Source organism: [Eubacterium] eligens ATCC 27750, from assembly GCF_000146185.1.
In the GTDB taxonomy this organism is placed as follows: domain Bacteria; phylum Bacillota; class Clostridia; order Lachnospirales; family Lachnospiraceae; genus Lachnospira; species Lachnospira eligens.
The window spans coordinates 415,538-439,008 of sequence record NC_012780.1 but is presented as its reverse complement, the minus strand read 5'-3'; the positions used below and the strand labels follow the sequence as shown (position 1 = coordinate 439,008).

23 protein-coding genes are annotated in these 23,471 nt (G+C 35.2%); 20 read left to right on the top strand and 3 right to left on the bottom strand.

From position 1 onward, the window contains the following. Positions 1–69 precede the first annotated feature (69 nt). From EUBELI_RS12560 to EUBELI_RS12540, 5 genes are all read left to right on the top strand, one after another. On the top strand, positions 70–1,950 hold the full coding sequence (locus EUBELI_RS12560; RefSeq protein WP_012740747.1) for a cytidine/deoxycytidylate deaminase family protein: 1,881 nt from the start codon (positions 70–72) through the stop codon (positions 1,948–1,950). Positions 1,951–2,391: 441 nt separating this feature from the next. Beyond that, positions 2,392–4,269: a fructose-bisphosphatase class III gene (locus EUBELI_RS12555; protein WP_012740745.1), complete on the top strand. Its 1,878-nt coding sequence runs from the start codon at positions 2,392–2,394 to the stop codon at positions 4,267–4,269. Between the two features lie 100 nt (positions 4,270–4,369). After that, positions 4,370–4,591 (top strand): Lar family restriction alleviation protein, encoded by a 222-nt coding sequence (locus EUBELI_RS12550; protein WP_012740744.1) that lies wholly within the window; start codon positions 4,370–4,372, stop codon positions 4,589–4,591. 22 nt (positions 4,592–4,613) lie between these two features. Beyond that, complete coding sequence (locus tag EUBELI_RS12545; protein ID WP_012740743.1) at positions 4,614–4,817, top strand: hypothetical protein; 204 nt, start codon at positions 4,614–4,616, stop codon at positions 4,815–4,817. Between the two features lie 68 nt (positions 4,818–4,885). Beyond that, positions 4,886–5,800: an FKBP-type peptidyl-prolyl cis-trans isomerase gene (locus EUBELI_RS12540; RefSeq protein ID WP_012740742.1), complete on the top strand. Its 915-nt coding sequence runs from the start codon at positions 4,886–4,888 to the stop codon at positions 5,798–5,800. Positions 5,801–5,856: 56 nt separating this feature from the next. On the opposite strand, the gene EUBELI_RS12535 is transcribed toward EUBELI_RS12540, so the two are convergent. Then, on the bottom strand, positions 5,857–6,777 hold the full coding sequence (locus EUBELI_RS12535; RefSeq protein ID WP_041688961.1) for a LysR family transcriptional regulator: 921 nt from the start codon (positions 6,775–6,777) through the stop codon (positions 5,857–5,859). Between the two features lie 187 nt (positions 6,778–6,964). Between EUBELI_RS12535 and EUBELI_RS12530 the strand changes: the two genes are divergently transcribed. The 3 genes from EUBELI_RS12530 to EUBELI_RS12520 all read left to right on the top strand — a co-directional run bounded on the left by EUBELI_RS12530 (position 6,965) and on the right by EUBELI_RS12520 (position 9,994). Then, positions 6,965–8,356 carry a YfcC family protein gene (locus tag EUBELI_RS12530; RefSeq protein WP_022098173.1) on the top strand — a complete coding sequence of 464 codons (1,392 nt, stop codon included), beginning with the start codon at positions 6,965–6,967 and terminating at the stop codon, positions 8,354–8,356. 21 nt (positions 8,357–8,377) lie between these two features. After that, a complete protein-coding gene (locus EUBELI_RS12525; RefSeq protein ID WP_012740739.1) occupies positions 8,378–9,553 on the top strand; it encodes a M20 family metallopeptidase in 1,176 nt (391 codons plus the stop codon). Positions 9,554–9,745: 192 nt separating this feature from the next. Beyond that, on the top strand, positions 9,746–9,994 hold the full coding sequence (locus EUBELI_RS12520; protein WP_041688960.1) for a hypothetical protein: 249 nt from the start codon (positions 9,746–9,748) through the stop codon (positions 9,992–9,994). Here the strand turns inward: EUBELI_RS12520 and EUBELI_RS12515 are convergent. After that, positions 9,968–10,288 carry a helix-turn-helix domain-containing protein gene (locus EUBELI_RS12515; protein ID WP_041688958.1) on the bottom strand — a complete coding sequence of 107 codons (321 nt, stop codon included), beginning with the start codon at positions 10,286–10,288 and terminating at the stop codon, positions 9,968–9,970. The two genes, EUBELI_RS12520 and EUBELI_RS12515, sit on opposite strands and share 27 nt — an antisense overlap. Before the next feature lie 254 nt (positions 10,289–10,542). Here EUBELI_RS12515 and EUBELI_RS12510 point away from each other — a divergent pair, with 254 nt between their 5' ends. The 5 genes from EUBELI_RS12510 (at position 10,543) to EUBELI_RS12490 (ending at position 15,812) form a co-directional block, all read left to right on the top strand. Further along, positions 10,543–10,833 carry a hypothetical protein gene (locus EUBELI_RS12510; RefSeq protein ID WP_041688957.1) on the top strand — a complete coding sequence of 97 codons (291 nt, stop codon included), beginning with the start codon at positions 10,543–10,545 and terminating at the stop codon, positions 10,831–10,833. A 163-nt stretch (positions 10,834–10,996) separates the two neighbouring features. Continuing rightward, a complete protein-coding gene (locus EUBELI_RS12505; protein ID WP_041688955.1) occupies positions 10,997–11,947 on the top strand; it encodes a helix-turn-helix transcriptional regulator in 951 nt (316 codons plus the stop codon). Positions 11,948–12,004: 57 nt separating this feature from the next. Continuing rightward, positions 12,005–13,189: a hypothetical protein gene (locus EUBELI_RS12500; protein ID WP_012740734.1), complete on the top strand. Its 1,185-nt coding sequence runs from the start codon at positions 12,005–12,007 to the stop codon at positions 13,187–13,189. Between the two features lie 23 nt (positions 13,190–13,212). After that, positions 13,213–15,039, top strand: coding sequence for a dynamin family protein (locus EUBELI_RS12495; protein ID WP_012740733.1), 1,827 nt, complete (start codon positions 13,213–13,215; stop codon positions 15,037–15,039). Between the two features lie 17 nt (positions 15,040–15,056). After that, complete coding sequence (locus EUBELI_RS12490; protein WP_012740732.1) at positions 15,057–15,812, top strand: hypothetical protein; 756 nt, start codon at positions 15,057–15,059, stop codon at positions 15,810–15,812. Here the strand turns inward: EUBELI_RS12490 and EUBELI_RS12485 are convergent. After that, positions 15,779–16,993 carry an IS256 family transposase gene (locus EUBELI_RS12485; protein ID WP_041687873.1) on the bottom strand — a complete coding sequence of 405 codons (1,215 nt, stop codon included), beginning with the start codon at positions 16,991–16,993 and terminating at the stop codon, positions 15,779–15,781. The genes EUBELI_RS12490 and EUBELI_RS12485 overlap by 34 nt on opposite strands. 867 nt (positions 16,994–17,860) lie before the next feature. On the opposite strand from EUBELI_RS12485, the gene EUBELI_RS12475 reads away from it, so the two are divergent. The 7 genes from EUBELI_RS12475 to EUBELI_RS12445 all read left to right on the top strand — a co-directional run bounded on the left by EUBELI_RS12475 (position 17,861) and on the right by EUBELI_RS12445 (position 23,013). Next, on the top strand, positions 17,861–19,261 hold the full coding sequence (locus tag EUBELI_RS12475) for an AAA family ATPase (protein ID WP_041688954.1): 1,401 nt from the start codon (positions 17,861–17,863) through the stop codon (positions 19,259–19,261). A 352-nt stretch (positions 19,262–19,613) separates the two neighbouring features. Further along, complete coding sequence (locus tag EUBELI_RS12470) at positions 19,614–19,799, top strand: hypothetical protein (RefSeq protein ID WP_041688953.1); 186 nt, start codon at positions 19,614–19,616, stop codon at positions 19,797–19,799. A gap of 59 nt (positions 19,800–19,858) precedes the next feature. Next, complete coding sequence (locus EUBELI_RS12465; protein WP_041688952.1) at positions 19,859–20,101, top strand: zinc-ribbon domain-containing protein; 243 nt, start codon at positions 19,859–19,861, stop codon at positions 20,099–20,101. A gap of 31 nt (positions 20,102–20,132) precedes the next feature. After that, positions 20,133–20,975, top strand: a complete 843-nt coding sequence (locus tag EUBELI_RS12460; protein WP_041688951.1) for a zinc ribbon domain-containing protein — start codon at positions 20,133–20,135, stop codon at positions 20,973–20,975. 179 nt (positions 20,976–21,154) lie between these two features. Then, positions 21,155–21,712, top strand: coding sequence for an NUDIX hydrolase (locus tag EUBELI_RS12455; protein ID WP_041688950.1), 558 nt, complete (start codon positions 21,155–21,157; stop codon positions 21,710–21,712). Then, positions 21,709–22,620, top strand: coding sequence for an alpha/beta hydrolase (locus tag EUBELI_RS12450; RefSeq protein WP_012740724.1), 912 nt, complete (start codon positions 21,709–21,711; stop codon positions 22,618–22,620). Before EUBELI_RS12455 ends, EUBELI_RS12450 begins: the two co-directional genes overlap by 4 nt. A 99-nt stretch (positions 22,621–22,719) precedes the next feature. Then, positions 22,720–23,013: a hypothetical protein gene (locus tag EUBELI_RS12445; protein WP_022098168.1), complete on the top strand. Its 294-nt coding sequence runs from the start codon at positions 22,720–22,722 to the stop codon at positions 23,011–23,013. Positions 23,014–23,471 lie beyond the last annotated feature (458 nt).

Below are 23,471 nucleotides of genomic sequence, written 5' to 3'. Positions count from 1 at the left end.
AAGAGAGGTTGAAGAGACCTCTCTTGTTGTGTTTTTAATATTAAATAAATAAGATTATGGGGGGATATAATGAAAGATAAAGCAGATGCAGTAAAGTGTTTATATAGACAAAGGGATAAATTTATTTTAATTGGCTTAACAGGAAGAACTGGAGCGGGCTGTACAACAGTTGCCAAAATTCTTTCAACAGATAATATTAATGAACTTGATTTGAAAGATAGTAAAACATGTGATTTCAAACATTCTGATGAAAGGAAATATAGTATTGTATATAGATTTATGGCAGAAGATGAAAGATGGAAAAAATTTACAGTTATAGAAGCAAGTTCAATTATTTTTTCATTTATACTTCAAGGAACATATAAAAATTTGTTTAATTATATAGATAAAATTTCTAATGAAGTAGAAATAAAAGAAAAAGAAGAATTAAAAAAGAATATAGTTGAAGTTTTATCAGAAGAAAAAGTAGAAAATATTAAAGAAATTGAAAATGAAGTTATTGACAAACAATTAGCAGATTGGATTAAAAATTTAAATAATAATCCAAAGTATGTGGAATCTTTAAAAAAAGAAAATTTAGAACAGTTAAACAAAATGATTAAATACTTTACGGAAAATATTGTAACTGCTAAAAATAAATTTAAAAATAAGTTAGATACAATTACAGTTCAGGAAAAATCTAAAAATTCAAAATCTCAGAATACAAATGTATATAATTTGTATTCATATTTTATGCAATCTGTAGGAAATAATATTAGAAGTTCTGGTGAATATTATAATAATAGTGAAGTTATTGGAAAAGAGATAACTTTAGTTGAAAGAATTAATGATATTGTCAAAATGATTAATAGACTGGAGGAATTACAAAATAAAGATAAAGAAAGAACAAGAATATGCATAGATGCATTAAGAAATTCATTTGAAATACAATATTTCAGAGATCGATATAGAGCATTTTATACATTTGCTATTAATACAGAAGATGAATATAGACAAAATAGGTTAGGATTAAATAGAAAAGAATTAATAGGTTTGGATAAAATAGAATATCCAGATAATAATGATATATTTTATCATCAAAATATTTCAGCATGCTTAGAAAATTCAGATGTTTATTTATATAATCCAAATGTTGAGAATCATAAATACTACGAATTAACTGAACAGATTGTAAAATATATTTCTTTGATATTACAGCCGGGATTAATAACCCCCACACATGTAGAACGATGTATGCAATTAGCTTTTAATGCAAAATATAATTCTGGCTGTTTATCTAGACAGGTTGGGGCTGTAGTAACAGGAGAAGATTTTTCAATACGGTCAGTTGGATGGAATGATGTTCCTAAAGGACAAGTATCATGTAATTTAAGATGTGTAGAGGATTATTGTAAAAATAAGGATGAAGAGACTTTTAGTGAATATGAACTCGAAGATGAATATTTTAGTGAAATTATGAATGAAATTAATCAATCTCTTAAAGAGAAAGATATTCAGGAGAAAAAAGCGGGAAAATGTTTTTCATATTGTTTTAAAGATATTTATACTGGTTGGACAGGAGAAAAAAATCAAGTACATACAAGAGCATTACATGCTGAAGAAAATGCTTTTTTGCAGATTGCTAAATATGGAGGGGCTAAGATTCAAGGAGGAAAATTATTTACAACAGCAAGTCCTTGTGAATTATGTTCAAAAAAAGCATATCAGTTAGGAATAAAAGAAATATACTATATAGATCCATATCCAGGAATTTCAAGAAAACATATTTTATCATTTGGAAAAAGTGAAAATCCAAAAATGATTTTCTTTCAAGGTGCAATAGGAAATGCTTATATATCTTTATACGCACCAAGAATGCCATATAAAGACGAAATTAGCTTAGTGACAGGAATTAAAACCAAAAATATAGCAAAAAACATTAAAGAAAAATATGATAAAAGTTTTAAATAATAATGAACAGGTTAAATTAATTTATGATTAATGATGGTGGATTAATAGAAATTTTATATGAATATTACTTAATTTAAGGTTGCACTTACATGAAATTTTATCGTGAAATTTTATTGCATGCTGTAACAACAGCCAGTTTTGTACTGCCTTCGTTAATTGAACGGGGGTTAGCGATAAATCTGCAGAATAGAATGTTATATAAGTGCATATGTGAATTACCTGATGAAAAGAATTTGAAAGTGAGCCTTACTCCGGAAGAGGAAAGATTTGTACGAGTTTTTCGTGAAAATACTGATAAAACATCTGCTTCAAAATATGGGACATTGTCTCGGACTTAGTTATTATTGTGTTTTATACATGAATCTCCTATAATAATCGTATGAAATCAAAAAGTTTGAAAGATGAAATTTAAACCTCAAATACACGATAAAAGGAGAACCTATGAAGGAATACGATAAATATCTAAAGTTATTAAAGGAAAAATATCCCACAAAACAGTCAGTTTACCGCGAACTTATTAACCTGAATGCAATTATGAATCTGCCAAAGGGAACAGAGCATTTTATGAGTGACCTTCATGGGGAATATGATGCATTTTACCATATAATTAATAATTGTTCGGGAGTAATTAGAGAGAAGGTAGCGATGCTGTATGGAGATGAACTTACTGTATATGAGCAGCAGGAGCTGTGCACTCTGATATATTATCCAAGAGAGAAGCTTTCTATTCTTATGGATGAGAATAAGGTGAATGATGAATGGTACAGAAATGTACTTAACCAGCTGATTCAGATTGCAAAGCTTCTGTCTTCTAAGTACACAAGATCTAAGGTGCGAAAAGCAATGCCTGTGGATTTTGCATATATCATTGATGAGCTTATTCATGCGCAGAAAGATGAAGATGACAATAGGAGTGTGTACCACAGGCAGATTATGGAAACAATTCTGAGTCTTCATAATGGTGATGAATTTCTTGTTGCACTTACCGACTTGATTAAAAGACTTGCCGTGGATCATCTTCATATACTGGGAGACATATATGACAGAGGACCACATGCAGATAAGATATTAGATCTACTGATGGAACATCACAGTGTTGATATCCAGTGGGGAAATCATGATATATTGTGGATGGGAGCTTTTTGTGGCAATCCGGTGTGTATGGCACTTGTAGTCAGAAATAATATTAAGTATAAAACTATGTCGATTCTTGAGAATGGTTATGGAATAAGCCTCAGGTTCCTTCTACAGTTTGCAGTTAATACATATTCAGATAAAAATGTTGATGATGCAGTCTATAAAGCTATTTCTGTGATTTTATTCAAGCTTGAAGGGCAGCTTATTAAGAGACACCCGGAATACAGGATGGAAGGAAGACTTCTGTTGGATAAGATGAATCTGGATAAAGGAACAGTAAGAATTGGTGATAAGGAATATTTCCTTAATACTACAGAATTTCCAACCATAGATATGAATAATCCATATGAGCTTACTATGGAAGAAATGTTCCTAATGGGAAGATTCAGGGCAGATTTCATTAACAGTATGGCACTTGAGAGGCATATCAATTTTCTATATGAAAAAGGCAGCATTTATAAGATTCATAATGGAAATCTTCTGTTCCACGGTTGCGTGCCACTTGATGAACAAGGGGTATTTGATGGAATTGTTGTGGATTGCAAGTCGTATTCTGGTCGTGAGTATCTTGATTATTGCGAATCAATGGTAAGGCAGGCAAGAACCAGAGATTCAGATGCAGTTGATTTTATGTGGTTTTTATGGAGTAATATATTATCACCAGTAACCGGAAGGTGTATTAAAACATTTGAAAGAACTTTTCTGGACAAGGATAGAAATGCTGACTATAAGAATGCAATTAAAGAGGACAAGAATCCGTATTATGACCTGTATGAGAATGAAAGAATATGTAAAATGATTTTAAGAGAGTTTAATCTCTACAATGAGAGTGCACATATTATAAATGGACATACTCCTGTCAGGACAAAGGAGGGACAGCATCCGGTAAGGGCTAATGGCAAACTGATTGTTATAGATGGCGGTTTTTGCGAAGGATATCATGCTGCCACAGGAATAGCCGGTTATACACTTATTTATAATTCTCATGGAATGAAGATAAAAGAACATCATCCGTTTATGAGTATTAATATGGCAATTAACAGTAACAGGGACATTGAGTCTGAATCGCAGGTTGTTTATGTGGAAAAGAAGCGTGTGTTTGTAAAGGATACTGATAACGGAAAGCAGATTACTGAAGAAATTAATGATCTGATGAATCTTTTGAAATTGTATAATACATAAAAATGTGAGATATGTTATGGATATTTCTACTTGATTTCTATATCACATAGAATGTAGAATTAGAAAGATAAATCAGAATATTATTATGAGGAGTTGTAGCATGGAAATTTATGAAATGATTGATTTGCAGGATTGTCCAAGATGTTTTGGACCTTCTATATTAGAGGAAGAAGATCATTCTTATTATGTAATGTGTATGGATTGTGGATGTCAGTCTGCACCATTTAGTTTTAAAAATGATGAAGACAGGCTTGATGCAGCAAGAAGAACAGCAGAATTGTGGAATACCGGCAAGGTAATTTACACAGGCCGTACTGAATAGATATTGAAGGAGGATTTTATTTATGAAGAGCAAAGATGAACTTTTTAATATGCCGATAGTTGAACTGAGACAATATATGAATTCTCTTTCTAATCCGGAAATACAGGAAGTCGCAAAGATATTTGAGGAAGATGATATTGAAAGAGATCCGCTTGAACTTCTTACGGCGTCGAAGCTTTTTGATTATATGAAATATGCAAATGGAGCAGTGGATATTGAATTTTAGTTATTTAAGATTTTGAAATAATTTTTCATATGTTGTATGAGAATAAATATTAATCAGGAGGATTATTAATGAAAATAGCAGTAACATACGAGAATGGTCAGATTTTTCAGCATTTCGGACATTCTGAGAGCTTTAAGATTTATGAGGCAGAAGGAAAGAATATTGTCCGTGCAGAGGTAATTGGCACTGATGGAGCTGGTCATAGCGCATTGGCAGCTGTTCTTAAGGATAAAGGTGTAGATGTTCTTATATGTGGCGGAATCGGTAACGGTGCAGTCACAGCACTTTCAGAAGCTGGAATTGATGTATATTCAGGAGCAGATGGAGAAGCAGATGCAGCAGTTGAGGCATATCTTAATGGCGATTTAACATCAGCAGGAGTTAATTGCGACCATCATCACGATCATGAAGAAGGTCATGGCTGCGGACACTGTGGAAGCCATGAAGATGAAGAGTCAGGTTGCGGACATTGTGGAAGTGATGAAGGTGAATCAGACTGTGGTAGTGGTTGTGGCGGCTGCAGCGGTGGCTGTGGTACATTTACACCATCATTTGAAGGACCTAATGTAGGAAAGAAGGTAAAGGTTCATTATAAAGGAACACTTAACGATGGAACACAGTTTGATTCTTCTTACGACAGAGGTGAACCGCTTGAATTTACTTGTGGAGCAGGAATGATGATTCAGGGCTTTGACAAGGCTGTTGCTACAATGAATGTCGGAGATGTTATTGATGTTCATCTTATGCCAGAGGAGGCGTATGGCGAAGCTGATCCAAGAGCTTTCATAACGTTGCCTATAAGCGAGCTTCCTGGGGCAGAAGAACTTAAAGTTGATGATAAAGTATATCTTCAGAATATGTATGGACAGCCATTCCCAGCAAGGGTTGCTGCTTTAACTGATACAGATATCACATTTGACGCTAATCATGAGATGGCAGGAAAAGAACTGAATTTCAGGATAGAGCTTGTTGAAGTATTATAATTGAATAATATTAAGATACCGGCTGATACATCTAAATGCAGTATCAGCCGGTTATTTTATTGTCTGGAAACAAGCTCTTTAGTCAACCGTATCCATTCTTTCAGTTCTTTCCGGTTTTCATCTTCTTTTCTGAAGGCGGCGGAGAATGGTATACGCATGTCTGGGTCGCCAACCTGTAATACAACTGAATCAGGTGAAAGCTTCATTGAAGTAAGATAACTGTTTAGTGTAAATGCAATTCCATATCCATGTTCAGCAAGTCGGATTCCTGCGTCAATACTGCTTATCTTATAGGTAAGCTCTGGCAGGACATCAGCATAGAAAAGGGCGTCTTCTTCAAGCTGTCTTATACTCTGGTTGCTGTGCTGCAGGATGAATCTTTCTTTTCGTACATGTGCAAGATCAAGCCATGGATAGATGCATGATTCTTTAGACTCTGCGAAAGATACAGCAGGATGGCTTTTGGGAAGAATGGCAACAAGACAGTCTTCATATATGGTTTCATAGGAAAGTCTGGTGTTGCTCACGCTGTTATATCCAAAGAACATATCAAGGTCACCGACAAGAAGCTGCTCTTCATGGTCTGAGAGATGTCCGTCAATGGCATATACAACTGACTGTGGATACAGTCTGTTAAATGCAGTCATAACAGAAGGAAAGAGAGACTCAACCTGACGTACCATGTAACCAATGCGGAGTTTAACAGCCACATTTTTGCCAATATCAATCATGCGGTCCTCAAGTTCAAAGCATTTCATAGTAATATCTCTGGCAGATTTCACGAATTCCTCGCCTGCATATGTAAGAATCATGCGGCGACCTTTTCTTTCAAAAAGCTGTATGCCAAGTGAAGTTTCAAGCTGTTTAAGATGTATGCTCAAAGCCGGCTGCGACAAGAATAGAGCATTGGCAGCTTTGGTAAGATTTCCGTAATTAGCAATTGTAAGAACATATTGCATGTCTTTTTCAGTAATCATATGAATTCCCTTTCTAAAATAGTGCATGTTTCAATAATAATGTAATAATTATACATAATTAAAATGTATCAATCAATCGAAACTATAAATTAGATTTATACTTTCGATAAAAACATACAATTTTATTTTTAGTATGATTTATATTAAAATGTATAAAAATATAAATTTGTTATGGGAGAAAAAGTTCATGGAAACAAAAGCAAAGAAAAAATGGAAAACGCCACATACATTTGTAATACTTGTGGTAATTATTCTTATTGCTGCAGCGGCAACATATATTGTGCCAGCAGGCGAGTTTACAAGATTTAAAGATGCAGCAACAGGCAAGACTTTAGTTGAAGCTGGAAGTTATCACAGAATAGCATCAAGTCCGCTTAATCCGTTAAAGATTCCTTCAGCAATCTATACCGGAATTGTGAAATCAGCGTCAACAATTACATTTATGCTGATAATCGGCGGAGCTTTTCAGGTAATTACATCAACAGGCGCACTTACAGCGTTATGCAAGAAGTTATCTAAGACATTTTCTAAGCACAAATATGTTGTAATTCCTGTATTTTTGACATTATTTTCTATATTCGGATTCACAATGGGAATGTCATCAGAGGTTATGATATTCGTTCCTATCGGAATTACACTTGCGTTATTTTTAGGGCTTGATAAAGTTACAGGAACAGCAATGATTGCACTCGGTGCAGCGGTTGGATTCACAGCCGGATTACTTAATCCGTTCAATGTAGGAGTTGCGCAGGATATAGCAGAATTACAGTTGTTCTCCGGGATGGCTTACAGAGTATTTATTCTTGTTGTGCTTCTTGCTGCTACAAGTGCATACATAATCTGCTATGCAAGAAAGGTTGCAGCACATCCTGAAAAAAGCGTAATATATGGAATTCCTGAAGACCAGGAGTACACATTTGACAATGCAACAGACACAATTACGGTAAGACAGATTGCAGTTCTTATTGTTATGGCACTTGGCTTTGGAATACTTATATATGGCCTTTCAAAGAAGGGCTGGTACTTTGAAGAAATGTCAGGTCTGTTCATATTTATGGGTGTAATATGCGGATTTATCAGCGGTTACGGTCCTAGCAGAATTGCCAGAGAATTCGGAGAAGGCGCTAAAGGCATTATCGTAGGATGTCTTATAATTGGAATTGCCCGTACAGTTGAGGTAATCTTAAGTGATGCCAATATTCTTGATACTATCGTGTATGGAATTGTTAATATTGTAAATGTTATGCCAGATTCAATTAAGGCTGTCGGCATGTTCTTATGCCAGTCACTTATTAACTGCGTAATCGTGTCAGGAACAGGTCAGGCAGCAGTTACAATGCCACTTATGGTACCGGTTTCAGACCTTGTAGGAATATCAAGACAGACATCAGTACTTGCATTCCAGTTAGGAGACGGATTCTCTAACTCAGTACTTCCAATGTCATCATCACTTATGGGATATCTTGCTGTATCAAAGATTCCATACAGTAAATGGCTTAAGTTCATGATGCCTCTGTTCCTTATATGGACAGCACTTGGATGCCTGTTTATGCTGGGCGCATTAATGATTGGATATTAGAATTGATTAGGAGCAGATATTATGTCAGACGATATTAAGAAGCAGCTTGGAGCGGTTATCGACAGCTATAAAGAAGATTTATGCCAGATGTCAGATGAGATATTCGACCTTGCGGAGATAAGCGGGGAAGAGTACAAGACATCTGATATACTGTGCAGTTATCTTGAAAAAGAAGGATTTGCGGTAGAGCGTGGAACAGGACTTGAAACAGCATTCAGGGCAACATGGGATAATGGAAGTGACGGTCCGGTGATTGGGATTCTTGTTGAATATGATGCTCTTGAAAAAATCGGACATGCGTGTGGACATCATCTTCAGGGACCTGCCGGAATAGGGGCAGCAATCGCAGTAAAGAACTGCCTTCAGGATTATCCATGCAGGCTTGTTGTGTATGGAACCCCGGCAGAGGAAACTCTTGGCGGTAAGATAATTATGCTCGATAAAGGTTATATGAAAGAGCTTGATCTTGCATTTATGTCGCATGGCTCACCTAATACATCAGTAGATGAAAAATGTATGGCACTCGAGAATTTCGTGGTAACATTCCACGGAGTAAAAAGCCATGCTGCAATAAGTCCAGAAGAAGGACGCAGCGCACTTGATGCAGCGTTATTATCATTCCATGCAATTGAGATGTTAAGAGAGCATGTTAAAGATGACACAAGAATGCATTACACAATCCGTAATGCAGGTGGTCCTCCAAATGTAGTTCCGGACCTTACTGTTGCAGAATATACACTCCGTTCATACAGCACGAAATACCTTGATGAAGTTGTAGAGAGATTCTACAACATTTTAAAAGGAGCTGCGCTTATGACTGGAACAACATATGAAATTCAGAGAGACCTTCCATTCAAGAGCAAGGTTGTGTGCCATAAGGTCAATGACTTGCTTATGGCAAATGCAGCATATGAGAATGCCCCATCGATTGCGCCACCACGCGAAAGGACTGGCTCAACAGATTTTGGCAATGTGTTATATGAAGTTCCAGGCTCATGTATAAGAATTGCATTCACAGACAAGGATGCACAGCCACATTCAGAAGCCTACCTTAAGGCAGGAAAGAGTGATGCAGCGCATAATGCTATAGTATACGCAGCAAAGATAATGGCTGATTCAATATGCGATGTTCTTGTTAATCCTGAGCTTCTTGCGCAGATAAAGCAGGAGTTTGAGGTGGCAAGAGAAAAAGGCTGATGAGTGGTTTTAGCGATAAAATTGAATTGAATTAATAGAATTGTAATCAGGCGGAGGAGAAATCCAAAGCCTGATTTTTTTATAAATGAATTTAACATGACAATAACTGTCCGACCTGTCTGTTATCATATGAAAAGAGCCGGAAGTCATAATTGTGGCTGCTGGCAGAATATTACATAAGGTGGAATGTTTATGCAGAATGAACTGGAAGAATTGTATAATATGCTTGTAAGCGAGACGGATGTTATGAAAAATGTGGATGAACATATTGAGCAGCAGATTGAGCATGAACTGCAGCAGTTTCAGGAACTTGCAACGTGGGAAGATTATGAATGTGAACGGGACAAATACGTGTCGGTTGCTGAGACAGCTAAGAAAGAAAGTTTCATGGCAGGTTTTAATTATGCTGTGAGATTACTTAAGGGCGCGGACAACTCGTAGAACGCGCTCTTTTTCGTCATCTGAAAAAGACTGAAGTTCCTTCATAATTTCTCTGTCAATTGCAGAATCGTCAGAAGCATACTCGCCGGACAACACATAATCTACAGTTACACCTAGTGCATTACATATATAGATAAGTGTAGGCAGGGAAACTTTCACACGGTTATTCTCAATATTGCTTATATGAGAAGTATTGACCTCAGCAACACTGGCAACAGCGTCCTGCGGCAAACCTTTAGATAAGCGTATTTCTTTCAACTTCTTTCCAATACTTTCAAAATCAATATCCTTCATGAAATCCTCCACAATAAAGATGATAAATACAATACATATAATTGTAATATTGATTGGCTGATGATATAATTATCTACAACTAAAACAAAATTAGTCACGGGCACACATTTAAAAAAGATTTCGTTAAATAATCATACGATATGTTTAGGTTCGGATTATAAGAATTAAAAATGTTATGACAAAATATGACGCTAAGACATATAATGTCCGACCTGTCTGCTATCATAATAATAAACAAAACGAAGGAGGCAGTTATGCAGGACAACAATATTGAAGATGATAGCAGTGAAGTTTATGTGTATTTGAAAAGACCATTTCTGTTCAATATCAGATACAATTCAAGAGAAATATGGAACAAGATGACGGAGGAGGACAAGGTTCAGTATATTAATTATGAAGAATTTTACGAAGAATACAGGCTTATAAGGCTAAGAAGTATAGGGTATCCGATACTTGCGGTGGTGTATCTGTTTGCAATGTCAGCAATGATACTTTATATCATATACATGTTTACAGGCTTTAACATATTTTCATTATTTGTGTGATGTATAATTATTCAAACATAATTTTGTGAAAATGATGTATAAAAATGCAGAAAATATGATTTTATATTAGCATTTATTATGATAAAGTGCTGAAATATTAACAGATTAAATCGTGAATTGATGAGTGCAATCTTACAAACGACTTAAAGGAGAAAAACTACTTATGGCAAATGACTACAATGACAAGGTAAGTCGGGTATTAAGCCTGTATCAGCGCCTGATGGAAGGGAAAGTGGTTGACAAAGAGGCGGAAGCTGCCAGATATGGCGTATCTGCCAGGTCAATCCAGCGTGATATAAGTGCAATTAATAATTTTTTTGAACAGGAGACTGAAAAAAGCGGGGTAATTAATTCAATTGAATACGATAAGAAAAGGGGCGGACATTATCTCAGCCAGATATACAGGACAAGGCTGACCAATAGTGAGATACTTGCAATATGCAAGATACTGCTGGACAGCAGGGCATTTACCAGAGAAAGGATGGAGCACATTCTCGATATACTGGTTGACCGCTGCACACCGGCAGAAGGAAAGGCAATAGTACAGGACCTTATTAAGAATGAAGAATTTCATTACATAGAACTGACACATAAATCAGAGTTCGTTGATAAGATGTGGGATATCGGGCAGGCAATCCATCAGAACCGTTATCTTGAAATGGATTACAAAAGGACTAAAGACGGAGCAATTGTAAAACGAAGGGTAAAGCCAGTGGCAATAATGTTTTCAGAGTATTATTTCTACCTGACGGCATTTATTGAGGATGAAGATGTTAAAGCTGATTTTGATGTGATTGATGATGCATTTCCAACAATATACCGAATCGACAGGATTGCAGGCTATAAGGTGCTTGACAAGCAATTCAAGATTCCTTATGGAAATCGTTTTAAAGAAGGCGAATTCAGAAAAAGAATCCAGTTCATGTATGGTGGAAAGCTTCAAAAGGTCAAATTCAGGTATAAGGGTTCAAGCGTGGAAGCAGTTCTTGACAGACTGCCAACTGCGAAGATTCTGGAAGAAAAAGATGGCGTATACACGATATCTGCAGAGGTGTTCGGCAAGGGCATTGATATGTGGCTGAGAAGCCAAGGGGATATGGTGGAAGTGATATAAGAAACAATATAAATAAGACCAATTGTCTTATATATAAATAAAAGGATAGGGGCAAGAATGGTTAATTATAATCGATTAAAAAAGGAGAATGCAAAGATAAATGAGAAAAGTCTTGTAGAAATTTATGGATGGCAGTCAGACTTAAATAAGATTGCAATTGATGCAGACAGAACAGCTAAAATTGCAAAATATTCTTCAGCGATAATTGAAGATATTGATGCTCAATTCGAGAAAGCTACAAAACTTAATAAAACAGATATTACATTTCTTCTCTTTGCAACGGCACTGCAATGTATCAGACAGTATATAATTGGGACAATTACTCAGAGGGTTGACGATAAAACAGCAGCTAAAAATACAAAAGGGCATAATGTTGAACATTCAAATAGAGTACACAGATTATATAATCCATCAATAAATGAGATAATAACTAATCCGGTTCCATTTGATGCAATATATGGTGGAAAAGATTATGGTTTAGGCATTGGTGGTGGTTTTACGCATAGAGCTAAAACAATCGGACACGATCCATTGCTTGGATGGATTTTTGGAACAATGAACATTGCGACAAGTACAGTTACAGTAAGTGAGGGACTACAGTCATTTCATGTTTTGACAGGTACTGCTTCAAATGGTACAACCAGAGATAAAATTTCAAAGCATGCTGATACTTTTAAAATTCTTAATTCGTGTAAAAGTAAATTAATAGATGAAGGCGTGGAAGGAAAAGAGAAAATTGGTGTATCTCTTATGAAGGAAGCAATTCACTTGAAATCTGATATGTATTCAACTGCAAGTCTTCCACTACCAATCATTTCAACTATTTCTGTTGAGTCGGCACGAAAACTTGCAAATTACGGATTGGACATGGGAAACTTAGTGAAAGTTGGATCACAAGCAGGTTTTGCAGTTTTAATTAATTCTCTGATTGGTATGATTCATGGTCTTTATTATGATGAATCTATATACCCTAATAAGAATCTATATTCAGTAAAGACAAGAAAAATACTTAGTTATTCCAACCTGATAGCCTCAGCAAGTAATGTGATTGCGGTTGCAATAGCTGCTGCAGTGGGAGTTAGTTCTGGAAACCCGGAGGTTGTAAAGAAATCCTTAAATTACTTGGATATAGGTGGAATTATGGTTACAGTTTATAGAGTGATATCGGATCGGAATTTTATTTGTGAAGTAAAAAAAGAATTCTTAGAACAACAATGGTACAGCATAGTATTGGGAGAATAAAACACTTAGGGAGGAAATAATTCATGCGTAAGAAAAAACAAATGGAAATATACAAATGTGGAATGGAAGCCGGTGCAGCTCCTTTTGAGAAGAAATATGAAGAAACTGCTAAACAAATTCGTAAAACCAGTGGACATATTGATGAGTTGGCTCGTAACCAGCGGAAAAACAAAAAAATTGTAGATGCTATGATTGATGGAGAACAACAAAATCAGCAACGGATACAAGATCTTAATAAGATTGTTGAAACGGGAGAAAAAGCACTTACAAGGTATAAACGAAAAACAGAGAACATTGAGTTAATGATGCCATCAGTTTCAACGACTTGCGGTAGTTGTGGACATCCAATAGAATCACATCAATTGGTATGTAGTTTCTGTGGTGCCTTATCAAAATCTTTTCCATATGAACTGGTAGATTTTGATATTGAAAAGAAATGTATGGTGGAGGTTGAAGAATTGGCAAAAATTATAAAAGAATCTAATTGCAATGATGATGATTGGTTATATCAAGAGCTAGATGATAAATTTCGAAAAATGAAAAAGATTAAAAATATTGCATATAAGGCAATGAAAGATAAAGGAGAAGAAAATGCGCCAGTCTATAGAAAAATATATGGACTTACACAGAAATTTTTTTCTGATTATCGGAAAAGAAGAATTGAGATTGCTGTAGTGGGAACTGTTAAAGCTGGAAAGTCAAGTTTGATAAATGCTTTGATTGGTACTCATTTAGCAAGTGTTGACCCGACACCAGAGACATCAATTCTGGTTAAATATCGTACCACAAGTGAAGGGAATTATTTGAAAATAAACTTTTATACGGAAGCACAATGGAATAAATTATGGAGTACTGCAAAAAATGCAACGGTTTTCAGAAATGAGTATGATAGGTTGGGAGCAGAGAATATCAAATATGAGTATCTGAATAAGCCACAGAAATATATTACATGTTCTTCAGAAGAGTTACCACGTATTATGATGGAGTGGTCAAAATCAGATACGCCGAAGCACTTTTTTGTAAAAGAAATTGAGGTAGGTTATCAGAGTGATACAATACCACATGATGTGTTTTTAGTGGACACTCCAGGATTGAGTGATCCGGTAAGATACCGTTCTGATATAACAAGACGTTATATTAAAAGATCAGATTGGATTTTGGCATGTATAACAGGAGAAAATTTATCATGTCAGCCAGAATTTAATTTTTTAAGCAAAGTTATTTCAAATAAAGGTGGAGATGTAAGTAAAATTTTTGTGGTAGCAACAAAGAAAGATATGTTGACAAATGCTGAAGGGGAAAAGAAAGAAAAAGAGTTTTTGATTCGTTTAGGAGAATTATACAACAATGATAGTATGGCTGTTAGCAGATTTGCTTTTGTTGCGGCAGAAGTGCATTTAATGACAACGCAGGTAATTCAGGGAATTAATCTTGAACCAGAAGAGAAAAAGAAATTTAAAAAGGCATTATTAGAAATTGACGAAGATTTAGAATTCTCGGATGTGAGAAGAAAAGCTGATGATATTTTGAAATATGCAAGTGTAAATGATTTATTTGATAGAATCAATAAAGTGGTTCTCCTCAACAGAAGAAATTATATCGTGAATGGAATCATAAATGACTATATTAAGTGTATGAAAGTGATAAATGAAAATGCATCACTTTATCTGGATGATTCTAAGGCATATTTAAAGAAACTGACAGAGGATAGAGAGTACGATCAAAGTCAAATTGAAAAAATAGAACAAAGTAATCGTGATATAGAAATCTTACAAGGTAAAATTAGAAAAATTCGCAGAAACTTAGAAATTGAAATAAGTGCAAATTCAGAAAATATAATCGTTAGGTAATATTGGGAGGGTTGATTATGGGATTTTTTTCTTCGTTAGGTAGAGCTTTAACAAATGTAAAGAGAGCAGCATGCAGAGGTGTTGGAAAAGTAATAGAAAAAGTTGGTGAGATTACAGGTAATATTGATATTGAGATGAAAGGTTATGAAATACAGTGCAATAACCCATATCTTGAAAAGCAAGTTGATTTAAATAGCTCATCTACATCTGTACAGGATACTATTGATGTCCATAAAATGTGTGAAGAGACAAGACAGCAGGCAGCATCACAAGCGAGAAAATATGAAGATGAAATTGTTGATAAGATTGAGGAAGATATTAATGGTTTTATCGATGCTTTATCGGAGGTCTTTCCCGACAATATTTTAGTGGAATTTGATTATGGTATTGGAGATGCGTTTGAAGATGATATTCACAATACGGTATCAGATTATGTTGCAAGGCATATTTCACAAGATTCTGAGGAATTTGTAAAAATTCTGAATATGAATGATTCCATACGAGAAGAAAAGACTGATGAATATGTGAAAAAGGTAATTAATCAAGCTTTGAATTTGCTCCACAATAAATGTAGAGATAAAAAAATAGCTGTATATCGAAAAATGTGTGATGATTTAGAAGCATATTTTATAAATGAAAAAAATATTGCTGAAAAGCTAGAAAAAAATATGAAAGAATTGCAAGAGCAAGTCAAGTCCAAATTTGTGTGTAAATTCATCTTTCAGTTATGTGGTTTTATCTACGCTACTTTTATCTTCAAAAGATTTGACTGAATGGAGCTTAGTTTATCATAGTACTCTTTCATATCAAAGATTTTATGACCTACACTCCATTCATTATGATCATCTTGAAGGACTGCACCAATTAATCTAATAATAGATTCTGTATTTGGAAAAATCTGAATAACTTTTTCGCGTCTTCTGATTTCTCTGTTCTCGCGTTCTATTATGTTGCTGGTTCTTAATGCTATACGATATTTTGAGGGAAGTGCCATGATGGTAATACTATCTTCAAATCCTTCATCAAGGACAGTCATTGCTTCATTTGCAACATCCTGATATTCATCGTATATAGATTCTTTTAAACGACGGGCCTCTTCAATAGTAGCTGCGTTAAACATGTCTCGTAACTCAGAAGCTAAACCAGTGCTGTATTTTTTAGGACACTTATTTATGATGTTTCTTGTAAAGTGAGCCTGACATCGCTGCCATGAAGAGCCAGAGAAACTCTCCTTTATTGCTTCAACAAGCCCCGCGTGTGCGTCAGATATTACAATATCTACACCGCGCAAACCGCGACTTTTAAGATTTTCAAAAAAGTCTCTCCAGGTGTTCACTTTCTCTGAATCATAAACTTCAAATCCCAGGACTTCTTTGTGCCCGGTATTGTTTATTCCAATTGCAACAAACAACGCTTTTGATTTAACACGATGATCTTCACGAGCTTTTAAATATATCGCATCAACAATAATAAACGGATAGTGTTCCGGCAATAAGCGCTCCTTGAAATGCTTAACAGGGACATCTAGTTCCTTGCAGATTTCAGAAACAGCAGATTTTGAAAAAGATTCTCCACAAAGCTCTTCAGTTACTTTTTTTATATTTCTGGTTGATACGCCTTGCACAACCATTTCCATCATTGTTGTAATTAAAGCCTGTTCATTACGCTGATAATTTTCGAACAAGGAAGTTTTAAATGGAACATTACGATGTCTTGGAACCTGTAATTCAATCTTTCCAATACGGGTGGTTAATGTTCTTGTCCTAACTCCATTTCTATAATCAGAACGTTCTTGAGATCGTTCGTAATTACTTGCTCCAAGCTGTTCAGTAGATTCAGCCTGAAGAACCTGATTAAGTAAAGCTTCCATAAGTTTGCCAAAAGCTTCATCCTTAGTTTCTGAAAAAAGTCCTACAAAAAAATCACTATCTAATGTAAAATGTAATTGAGCCATGAGTTTCATCCTTTCAATTATGTTTTTGTGTGGTAACTTAATTATAACTGAAAGATGAGCTCTCGGCTCTTTTTTATATAAATTTGTAATTTACACCATTATATGGACTTTATCCAAGAGCATAAAAACGATATGAACTATTATGAAAATCAGGCAATTGATACTGTAAAAGATATCGCATATATGGAATGTATAAGGACATTAACATATGGAAATGTGTAATGAAATCAATTATTATATAATTATTAACTAAAACTTTCCATACTAAAATGGAATTTGTACCTTGAAAGTACAATATTTCAGCTAACAAAAGAGTGATTTATGTTGCTATAATATTCGAATGGAGTGTTTTGCACAGATATTTTTGCAGTTTTGTCTCGAAATCAGCAGTAAAAGCAGTCTGCTGATCATTACTGAGTTTTAAGATTTCCTGAAAGCTTGCCATCAAGGCATACATCAGAATTCTGAAAATTCTGATGAAAGTAATGTCAGGTATTTCATCGACAAGATAGAAAAACAATTCACTAAGAAATCTCTGATTTTCATTTTCGCGTTGTTGTATTGCGAGTAACATATATTGGGCAAACACAATGGTCATATGGGCTGTCGATGCATCATACATAGTAGGGACAGTTTCAAGTTTTGTGCAAACTCCCAAAATTGATATAAGATTTTGTTAATAGTTAGAAATGTGCAGAGCCGATTCTTCGGGTTCTGCACATTTCTGTATTATATATGAGTTTGTGGTTTATACTATCAATACATACAGATGAATTGATTATAAGAAATAAAAAATGTCAAAAACTAAATTCGTATTAATTTATTAGGGAATTAATGATAATATATGCCTGTAAGGAGGATAGAATTATGGCAAGTCGTATCGTGAGAATTGAGAGCATAACTATAGATAATTTTAAGAATGTAACGCATGGAACACTTGATTTTGAAAACAAGCGAAAGGATTATAAGGCAAGTGTGTTAGGACTATATGGTCAGAATGGTTCAGGTAAAACTGCATTGATTGATGCAATTCATTTGCTTAAATTAGCACTATGCGGTAAGGCAGTTCCTAAGAAATATGCTGATTATATCAATGTAGATACAGAATATGCTACATTAGAATACAAGTTTGTGGTTCGATATCCTGAAATTGTCTATAATGTATGGTATCAGTTTTCTATTAGAAAAGTTATAGATGAAAGTGCTGCGGGCAATGCTGAAACAACGAATGAAATTGCAACAAAAGTGGAAATTTTTGATGAGGTTTTTGCATTTTCTTATAAATCTAAGAATGATAAGATGCGTAAAGCACCTTTGATTGATACGCGTACAGATAAACTTTTTACACCAAAGGCAAAGATGCAGGAACTGGTTGGCAACGATAAAGAAAAGTATATGGATTTGCTCGTTACGAAGAGACTTACAAAAGCTACTTCAAGAAGTTTTATTTTTTCCAGAGAACTTATAAATCAATATCGCAGGAATTGCAGGAATGAGCTTTATATGAAACTTATTGAAAGCTTGTATATGTTTGGACATAGAGAGTTGTTTGTTATTGATACGGAGAGTATTGGTTTGATTAGTTTGAATACGCTTCCGCTGGTATTTAAATACAGAAATGAAACTTCAGAAGCAGTTGGTGGTGTGTTGCTTTCGTTAAATGGGCCGGCATTGATTCCAGAGGATACTTATGGAATTGTTGAAAATGTAATTAAGAATATGAATATTGTTCTGGAACAGTTGGTTCCGGGACTTAGAATTGGTGTTGTAGATTTAGGTTCAACAATGACTAAAGATGGGAAAATTGCCAAGCAAATCCAGCTTATATCTCTGAAGAATAACAAGCAGATTCCGTTCTGTTATGAATCAGAAGGCATAAAAAAGATTGTGTCAAACTTACAGCTGTTAATTGTAGTCTATAACAATCCGTCTGTTACGGTTGCAATAGATGAATTAGATAGCGGTGTGTTTGAATATCTCCTTGGCGAAATGCTTAATATCATTTCTGAAAAGGGAAAAGGTCAGTTGATATTTACATCTCACAATCTCAGACCATTAGAAACAATTGATAAAGGATTTATTGCATTTACAACAACTAATCAGAAAAACAGATATATTCGTTTAACTAATGTTAAAGGAACTAATAATCTTAGAGACTTTTATTATAGGGATATTGTGTTGGGAGAGCAAAGCGAGCAGGTGTATAATCCTACCAATAATTTTGAGATAGCTTTAGCGTTTAGAGAGGCAGGTGAAATTGAAATATAGACAAACCTGCCAATTTGTCTGTTAGAGGAAATACAGGATAAAGAGCGGAAATAATAACTCCCCGTAAGCAAAATCAGCTTACGGGGAGTTATTATTTCCGCTTTTATATTTTATGATATTGATATGTGATAATAAATAAAAAATTTCACACCCTGGACATATGATGTCACACCTAATTGTTATCATTAGGTTACAAGGTAACAACGGCATGTACCTAAAATACATTTTAAGAGAAAATCCTTGAATTAATATTGAAGAATACAATAGAAATATATTGATTTTTTTAGATGTAAATGGTATATTGTCTACAACTAAATTTACTATAGTTATGAATAAATCAAAGGAGAAAAGTATGGTAGGTCTTATTATTTATTTGGCGTTAGGATATTGGGCAGTTGGGGAAACTATATATAAGAATAAAATATTATTTAGTACCCAAACAGGAGGTATCTTTATTGAAAAGTTAGTTTCAGCACTTATGTTAGGGTGGATATGTATTCCGGTTGCAATTATAAAATTAATATTTTTTAGAAGATAACAATGTATGATCGATTAGACATGATATAAAACAATTTGTTACATGAAGGGAGAATGCATATGTTTTGTAAAAATTGTGGTATTGAAGTGCAGAATGGTTGGGTGAAATGTCCGAAATGTGGAACTGCAATAAGTGATGAGGTAAGAGAGCAGTTAAAGGTTACACAAAAGCCTGAAATGTACAGGACTACATGGAAAGATAGACTTAAATTCCAGCTAAAAGTCAGATTGTGTATTGGCGCTGTACTGCTTGTGATGATGGTTATAGTTATAATTATTATGGCCATTACAGAGATGTTTTAACGGTATGAAATTATAGAATGGGAGAATGCATATGTTTTGTAAAAAATGTGGAAAAGAACTAGAGGATAATGTACGTTTTTGTAATTATTGCGGGACGGAAGTTGGAAGCAATGTTGTTGAATTTAAAGGAGCATTTGGAGATAAAGAGCCTGAAAACAGTGAAAGTAGCGAGCCACAATATAAGTATGAATATGTTTCACCAGAGCAGGTGAGTCAGAAAGCTGTAGAAGAACCTGTAGAAAAGGATGTGACTATTAATATTGCAGGACATAAGATTAAGGGCAGACTTATAATGAAGATTGCTGCAATAGTGGCTGCAGCATGCTTCTTTTTTCCTATGTTTACAGTGTCATGTGCAGGGGTTAATGTTGGAAGTGTAAGTATGGCTGATTTAACATTTGAAACGGAAGATACAACTCAGGACAGCTATTATGATTATTATGACTCAGATGAAGAAGAAAATGGCACTGTAGGAATGATTGTATTCCTGCTTGCACCTATTTCAGCATTTTGCATATGCATGGTAAAGAATGAAGGAAAAGGTTGGGGAAAGGAGGCAGTTGCTGCATTTGGCTCATCTGCACTTGCGTTGATAAGTCTGTATTTTGTTATTACTAATACAATGAACGACGAATATGGTGGCTATGTTCAGGCAAAACCGATGTTTTCATATTATTTGTACATAATTGCTTGCGTTGTAGGTGCGGTTGTGGGAATCATGATTATTAAGGAACATCAGAAAAAGATTACTGCAAATGCTGGAACTGTACAGCATGTGGAGAAGCCTAATGTATGGGTAAAGACCGCATTATATACAGTTGGAGAAACATTTGCAATATATGTATTGTTCTTCCTGCTTAGTGCGACTTTTTAAAATGTGATATTATCCCTATGGAATTTTCAATCACATAGTAATATAATATGTAAGCTACCAGTCCTGGGAGGGGTGCTGCGAAAGCGGTACTATCGGAGTCTAGGTTCAATCACTTTATTTTTCCCGTAGAACTCGCGATAGCTGGTGGCTTTTTTATTATTATGGAGTACGGATTTAACATGGAATTACTTGATATCGTTGATGAGAATGGAAAGCCGACAGGTGAGACTGTTGAGCGAAAGACTGCACATAGTGAGGGAATCAGGCATAGAACGGCGCATGTGTGGATTGTAAGAAAGTCTGATGAGGGAGCAGAGGTACTGTTGCAGAAAAGGGCTATGAATAAGGACTCATTTCCTGGAAGATATGATACTTCTTCGGCGGGACATATTCAGGCTGGTGACGAACCGGAGGAATCTGCTATAAGAGAACTGCATGAGGAACTTGGGATTAAGGCTTCTGTTGATGATTTGCAGTTTGTTGATACATTTGTAATCCAATATGAAAAAGAATTTTATGGCAAGATGTTTAAGGACAGTGAGATTGCATTTGTCTATGTATACACAAAGCCAGTCAATATAGATGAACTTACATTGCAGAAGGAAGAATTGGACGGCGTTGAGTGGTTTAATCTTGAATATGTCTATGAAGAGTGCAGAAAGCATAATCAGAAATTCTGTGCACCGGTTGGCGGCTTGGAGATTGTAAGAAGGTTTGTCAGAGGTACCGGATTATGATTTCAAGAAATATGTACAAGACAGGTGCTGTGTTAATGGCACTGGTGACAGCATTTACAGTGACAGGATTGTCAGGCTGTAAGAGCAGAACGGTGTCTAATGAAGTGACGACAGAGTATGACATACCAGATGATTATAATGATGAAAGACCGGGTGTAACATATGGAAATGTTGATGAGATAAGCTATTATTCACCGACAACCGGAAGTGAACGTAAGGCTTATGTATATCTTCCAAGAGATTATGATGAATCACAGAGTTATCCGGTTGTGTATCTTTTGCATGGAATGAGCGGAAGTTATTCTGAATATAACAGAATTGGCGCTCTGTATGTTGCACAGAATGCAGTTGATGATTACAACAGGAATCCTGTGATTATGGTGAGTTTTACTGTATTCACAGATGCTGATGGTGGTCAGGAGTCAGACTATGATTTCTCTGAACTTACAGCAAAATATGATGCGTGTGAGTATGATGTTATTAATGCATTGATTCCATATATTAACGAGCATTATTCTACCAGAATGGGAAGAGAGAATACTGCAATAGCAGGATATTCACTTGGCGGAAGAGAATCGCTTTTCCTGTGTTTTGCACATCCTGATGTGTTTGGATATGTAGGTGCATTTGCCCCGGTAGGAGGAGTGGTTGATACAGGAAATGGAGAAAGAGTTTATGGAAACAGAGGATTTCTTCTGCCTGAATTTGTTAAGGATGGAGAGAAGCAGCCTTTGGTTACTCTTATTGTAACGGGCGACAGTGATCCTTACTGCAAGGAATCTGCTATTAACTATTCGGATTATATGACAAGTCATGGAATTAACCACATTTTCTATATAAGACCGGGAGCGCATGAGGTCAGTGTATGGAATAATGGATTATATAATTTTATCAGAAGAATATTCTGATGCTTGAAGTTATGATTCATATATGAGATAATGTCCCGGGTTAGTCGGGTGAGACATGCTGGCTGCCACACATAAAGACAGATTATGGAGGATTGTTTTATGTCAGATATACATAGTGTAGATGTTGAGGATGATCAGTTTGCATACCGTTATGATACACAGCTTCTTATTGACAGAAGAGATGAAGATTTAGATGAGGATGTTATTGCTGATTATATTACAGAACATTTTGAAGGAAACTGTCTGATTGCAGCAGGCGATGAGGATCTTATCAAGATTCATTTCCATACTAATGAGCCTTGGAAGGTACTTGAGTATTGCAGTACTATCGGGGAGATATACGATATTGTTGTTGAGGATATGATTCGTCAGTCAGCTGGACTTCATGGCTGATAAGCCGCCTGTCATCGATAAACTGCCTGCCGGAGATAAACCGATGGTCATCAATAAACTGTTTGTATAAGGCAGGATTTGACGTGATACCTATAGGTAGTCGTATTGATGATAGATTTATAGGTTGAATTTCAGCGATTTTTGATATTATAAGTGGATTTTATTATGAAATACCCATAAGATAGCATGTAAATGTTGTTTTATGGGTATTTTTGAGTTGCTTTTATTAGTTTAGGTGATTTTTGTAGGAAATATGCCTATAAAAGAAGCAAAAAATAAAATTTATAGGAACGACAGGCCATTGAGCCAGACGACAGGCCATTGAGCCAGCCGACCCCAGACATTCAATACATTTGTGAAAATTCTGTTAAATAATTGACACAGATATGCCGATGAATTAAAATGTACATAAGAAGATTTAATATACTAATGATATGAATAATTTTGAATACATTTGA

What these genes read in the sequence shown, in the direction of transcription:
- EUBELI_RS12560 (WP_012740747.1), top strand. Translation starts at nt 70, where the DNA reads ATGAAAGATAAAGCAGATGCAGTAAAGTGTTTATATAGACAAAGGGAT.
- EUBELI_RS12555 (WP_012740745.1), top strand. Translation starts at nt 2,392, where the DNA reads ATGAAGGAATACGATAAATATCTAAAGTTATTAAAGGAAAAATATCCC.
- EUBELI_RS12550 (WP_012740744.1), top strand. Translation starts at nt 4,370, where the DNA reads ATGGAAATTTATGAAATGATTGATTTGCAGGATTGTCCAAGATGTTTT.
- EUBELI_RS12545 (WP_012740743.1), top strand. Translation starts at nt 4,614, where the DNA reads ATGAAGAGCAAAGATGAACTTTTTAATATGCCGATAGTTGAACTGAGA.
- EUBELI_RS12540 (WP_012740742.1), top strand. Translation starts at nt 4,886, where the DNA reads ATGAAAATAGCAGTAACATACGAGAATGGTCAGATTTTTCAGCATTTC.
- EUBELI_RS12535 (WP_041688961.1), bottom strand. Translation starts at nt 6,777, where the DNA reads ATGATTACTGAAAAAGACATGCAATATGTTCTTACAATTGCTAATTAC.
- EUBELI_RS12530 (WP_022098173.1), top strand. Translation starts at nt 6,965, where the DNA reads ATGGAAACAAAAGCAAAGAAAAAATGGAAAACGCCACATACATTTGTA.
- EUBELI_RS12525 (WP_012740739.1), top strand. Translation starts at nt 8,378, where the DNA reads ATGTCAGACGATATTAAGAAGCAGCTTGGAGCGGTTATCGACAGCTAT.
- EUBELI_RS12520 (WP_041688960.1), top strand. Translation starts at nt 9,746, where the DNA reads ATGCAGAATGAACTGGAAGAATTGTATAATATGCTTGTAAGCGAGACG.
- EUBELI_RS12515 (WP_041688958.1), bottom strand. Translation starts at nt 10,288, where the DNA reads ATGAAGGATATTGATTTTGAAAGTATTGGAAAGAAGTTGAAAGAAATA.
- EUBELI_RS12510 (WP_041688957.1), top strand. Translation starts at nt 10,543, where the DNA reads ATGCAGGACAACAATATTGAAGATGATAGCAGTGAAGTTTATGTGTAT.
- EUBELI_RS12505 (WP_041688955.1), top strand. Translation starts at nt 10,997, where the DNA reads ATGGCAAATGACTACAATGACAAGGTAAGTCGGGTATTAAGCCTGTAT.
- EUBELI_RS12500 (WP_012740734.1), top strand. Translation starts at nt 12,005, where the DNA reads ATGGTTAATTATAATCGATTAAAAAAGGAGAATGCAAAGATAAATGAG.
- EUBELI_RS12495 (WP_012740733.1), top strand. Translation starts at nt 13,213, where the DNA reads ATGCGTAAGAAAAAACAAATGGAAATATACAAATGTGGAATGGAAGCC.
- EUBELI_RS12490 (WP_012740732.1), top strand. Translation starts at nt 15,057, where the DNA reads ATGGGATTTTTTTCTTCGTTAGGTAGAGCTTTAACAAATGTAAAGAGA.
- EUBELI_RS12485 (WP_041687873.1), bottom strand. Translation starts at nt 16,993, where the DNA reads ATGGCTCAATTACATTTTACATTAGATAGTGATTTTTTTGTAGGACTT.
- EUBELI_RS12475 (WP_041688954.1), top strand. Translation starts at nt 17,861, where the DNA reads ATGGCAAGTCGTATCGTGAGAATTGAGAGCATAACTATAGATAATTTT.
- EUBELI_RS12470 (WP_041688953.1), top strand. Translation starts at nt 19,614, where the DNA reads ATGGTAGGTCTTATTATTTATTTGGCGTTAGGATATTGGGCAGTTGGG.
- EUBELI_RS12465 (WP_041688952.1), top strand. Translation starts at nt 19,859, where the DNA reads ATGTTTTGTAAAAATTGTGGTATTGAAGTGCAGAATGGTTGGGTGAAA.
- EUBELI_RS12460 (WP_041688951.1), top strand. Translation starts at nt 20,133, where the DNA reads ATGTTTTGTAAAAAATGTGGAAAAGAACTAGAGGATAATGTACGTTTT.
- EUBELI_RS12455 (WP_041688950.1), top strand. Translation starts at nt 21,155, where the DNA reads ATGGAATTACTTGATATCGTTGATGAGAATGGAAAGCCGACAGGTGAG.
- EUBELI_RS12450 (WP_012740724.1), top strand. Translation starts at nt 21,709, where the DNA reads ATGATTTCAAGAAATATGTACAAGACAGGTGCTGTGTTAATGGCACTG.
- EUBELI_RS12445 (WP_022098168.1), top strand. Translation starts at nt 22,720, where the DNA reads ATGTCAGATATACATAGTGTAGATGTTGAGGATGATCAGTTTGCATAC.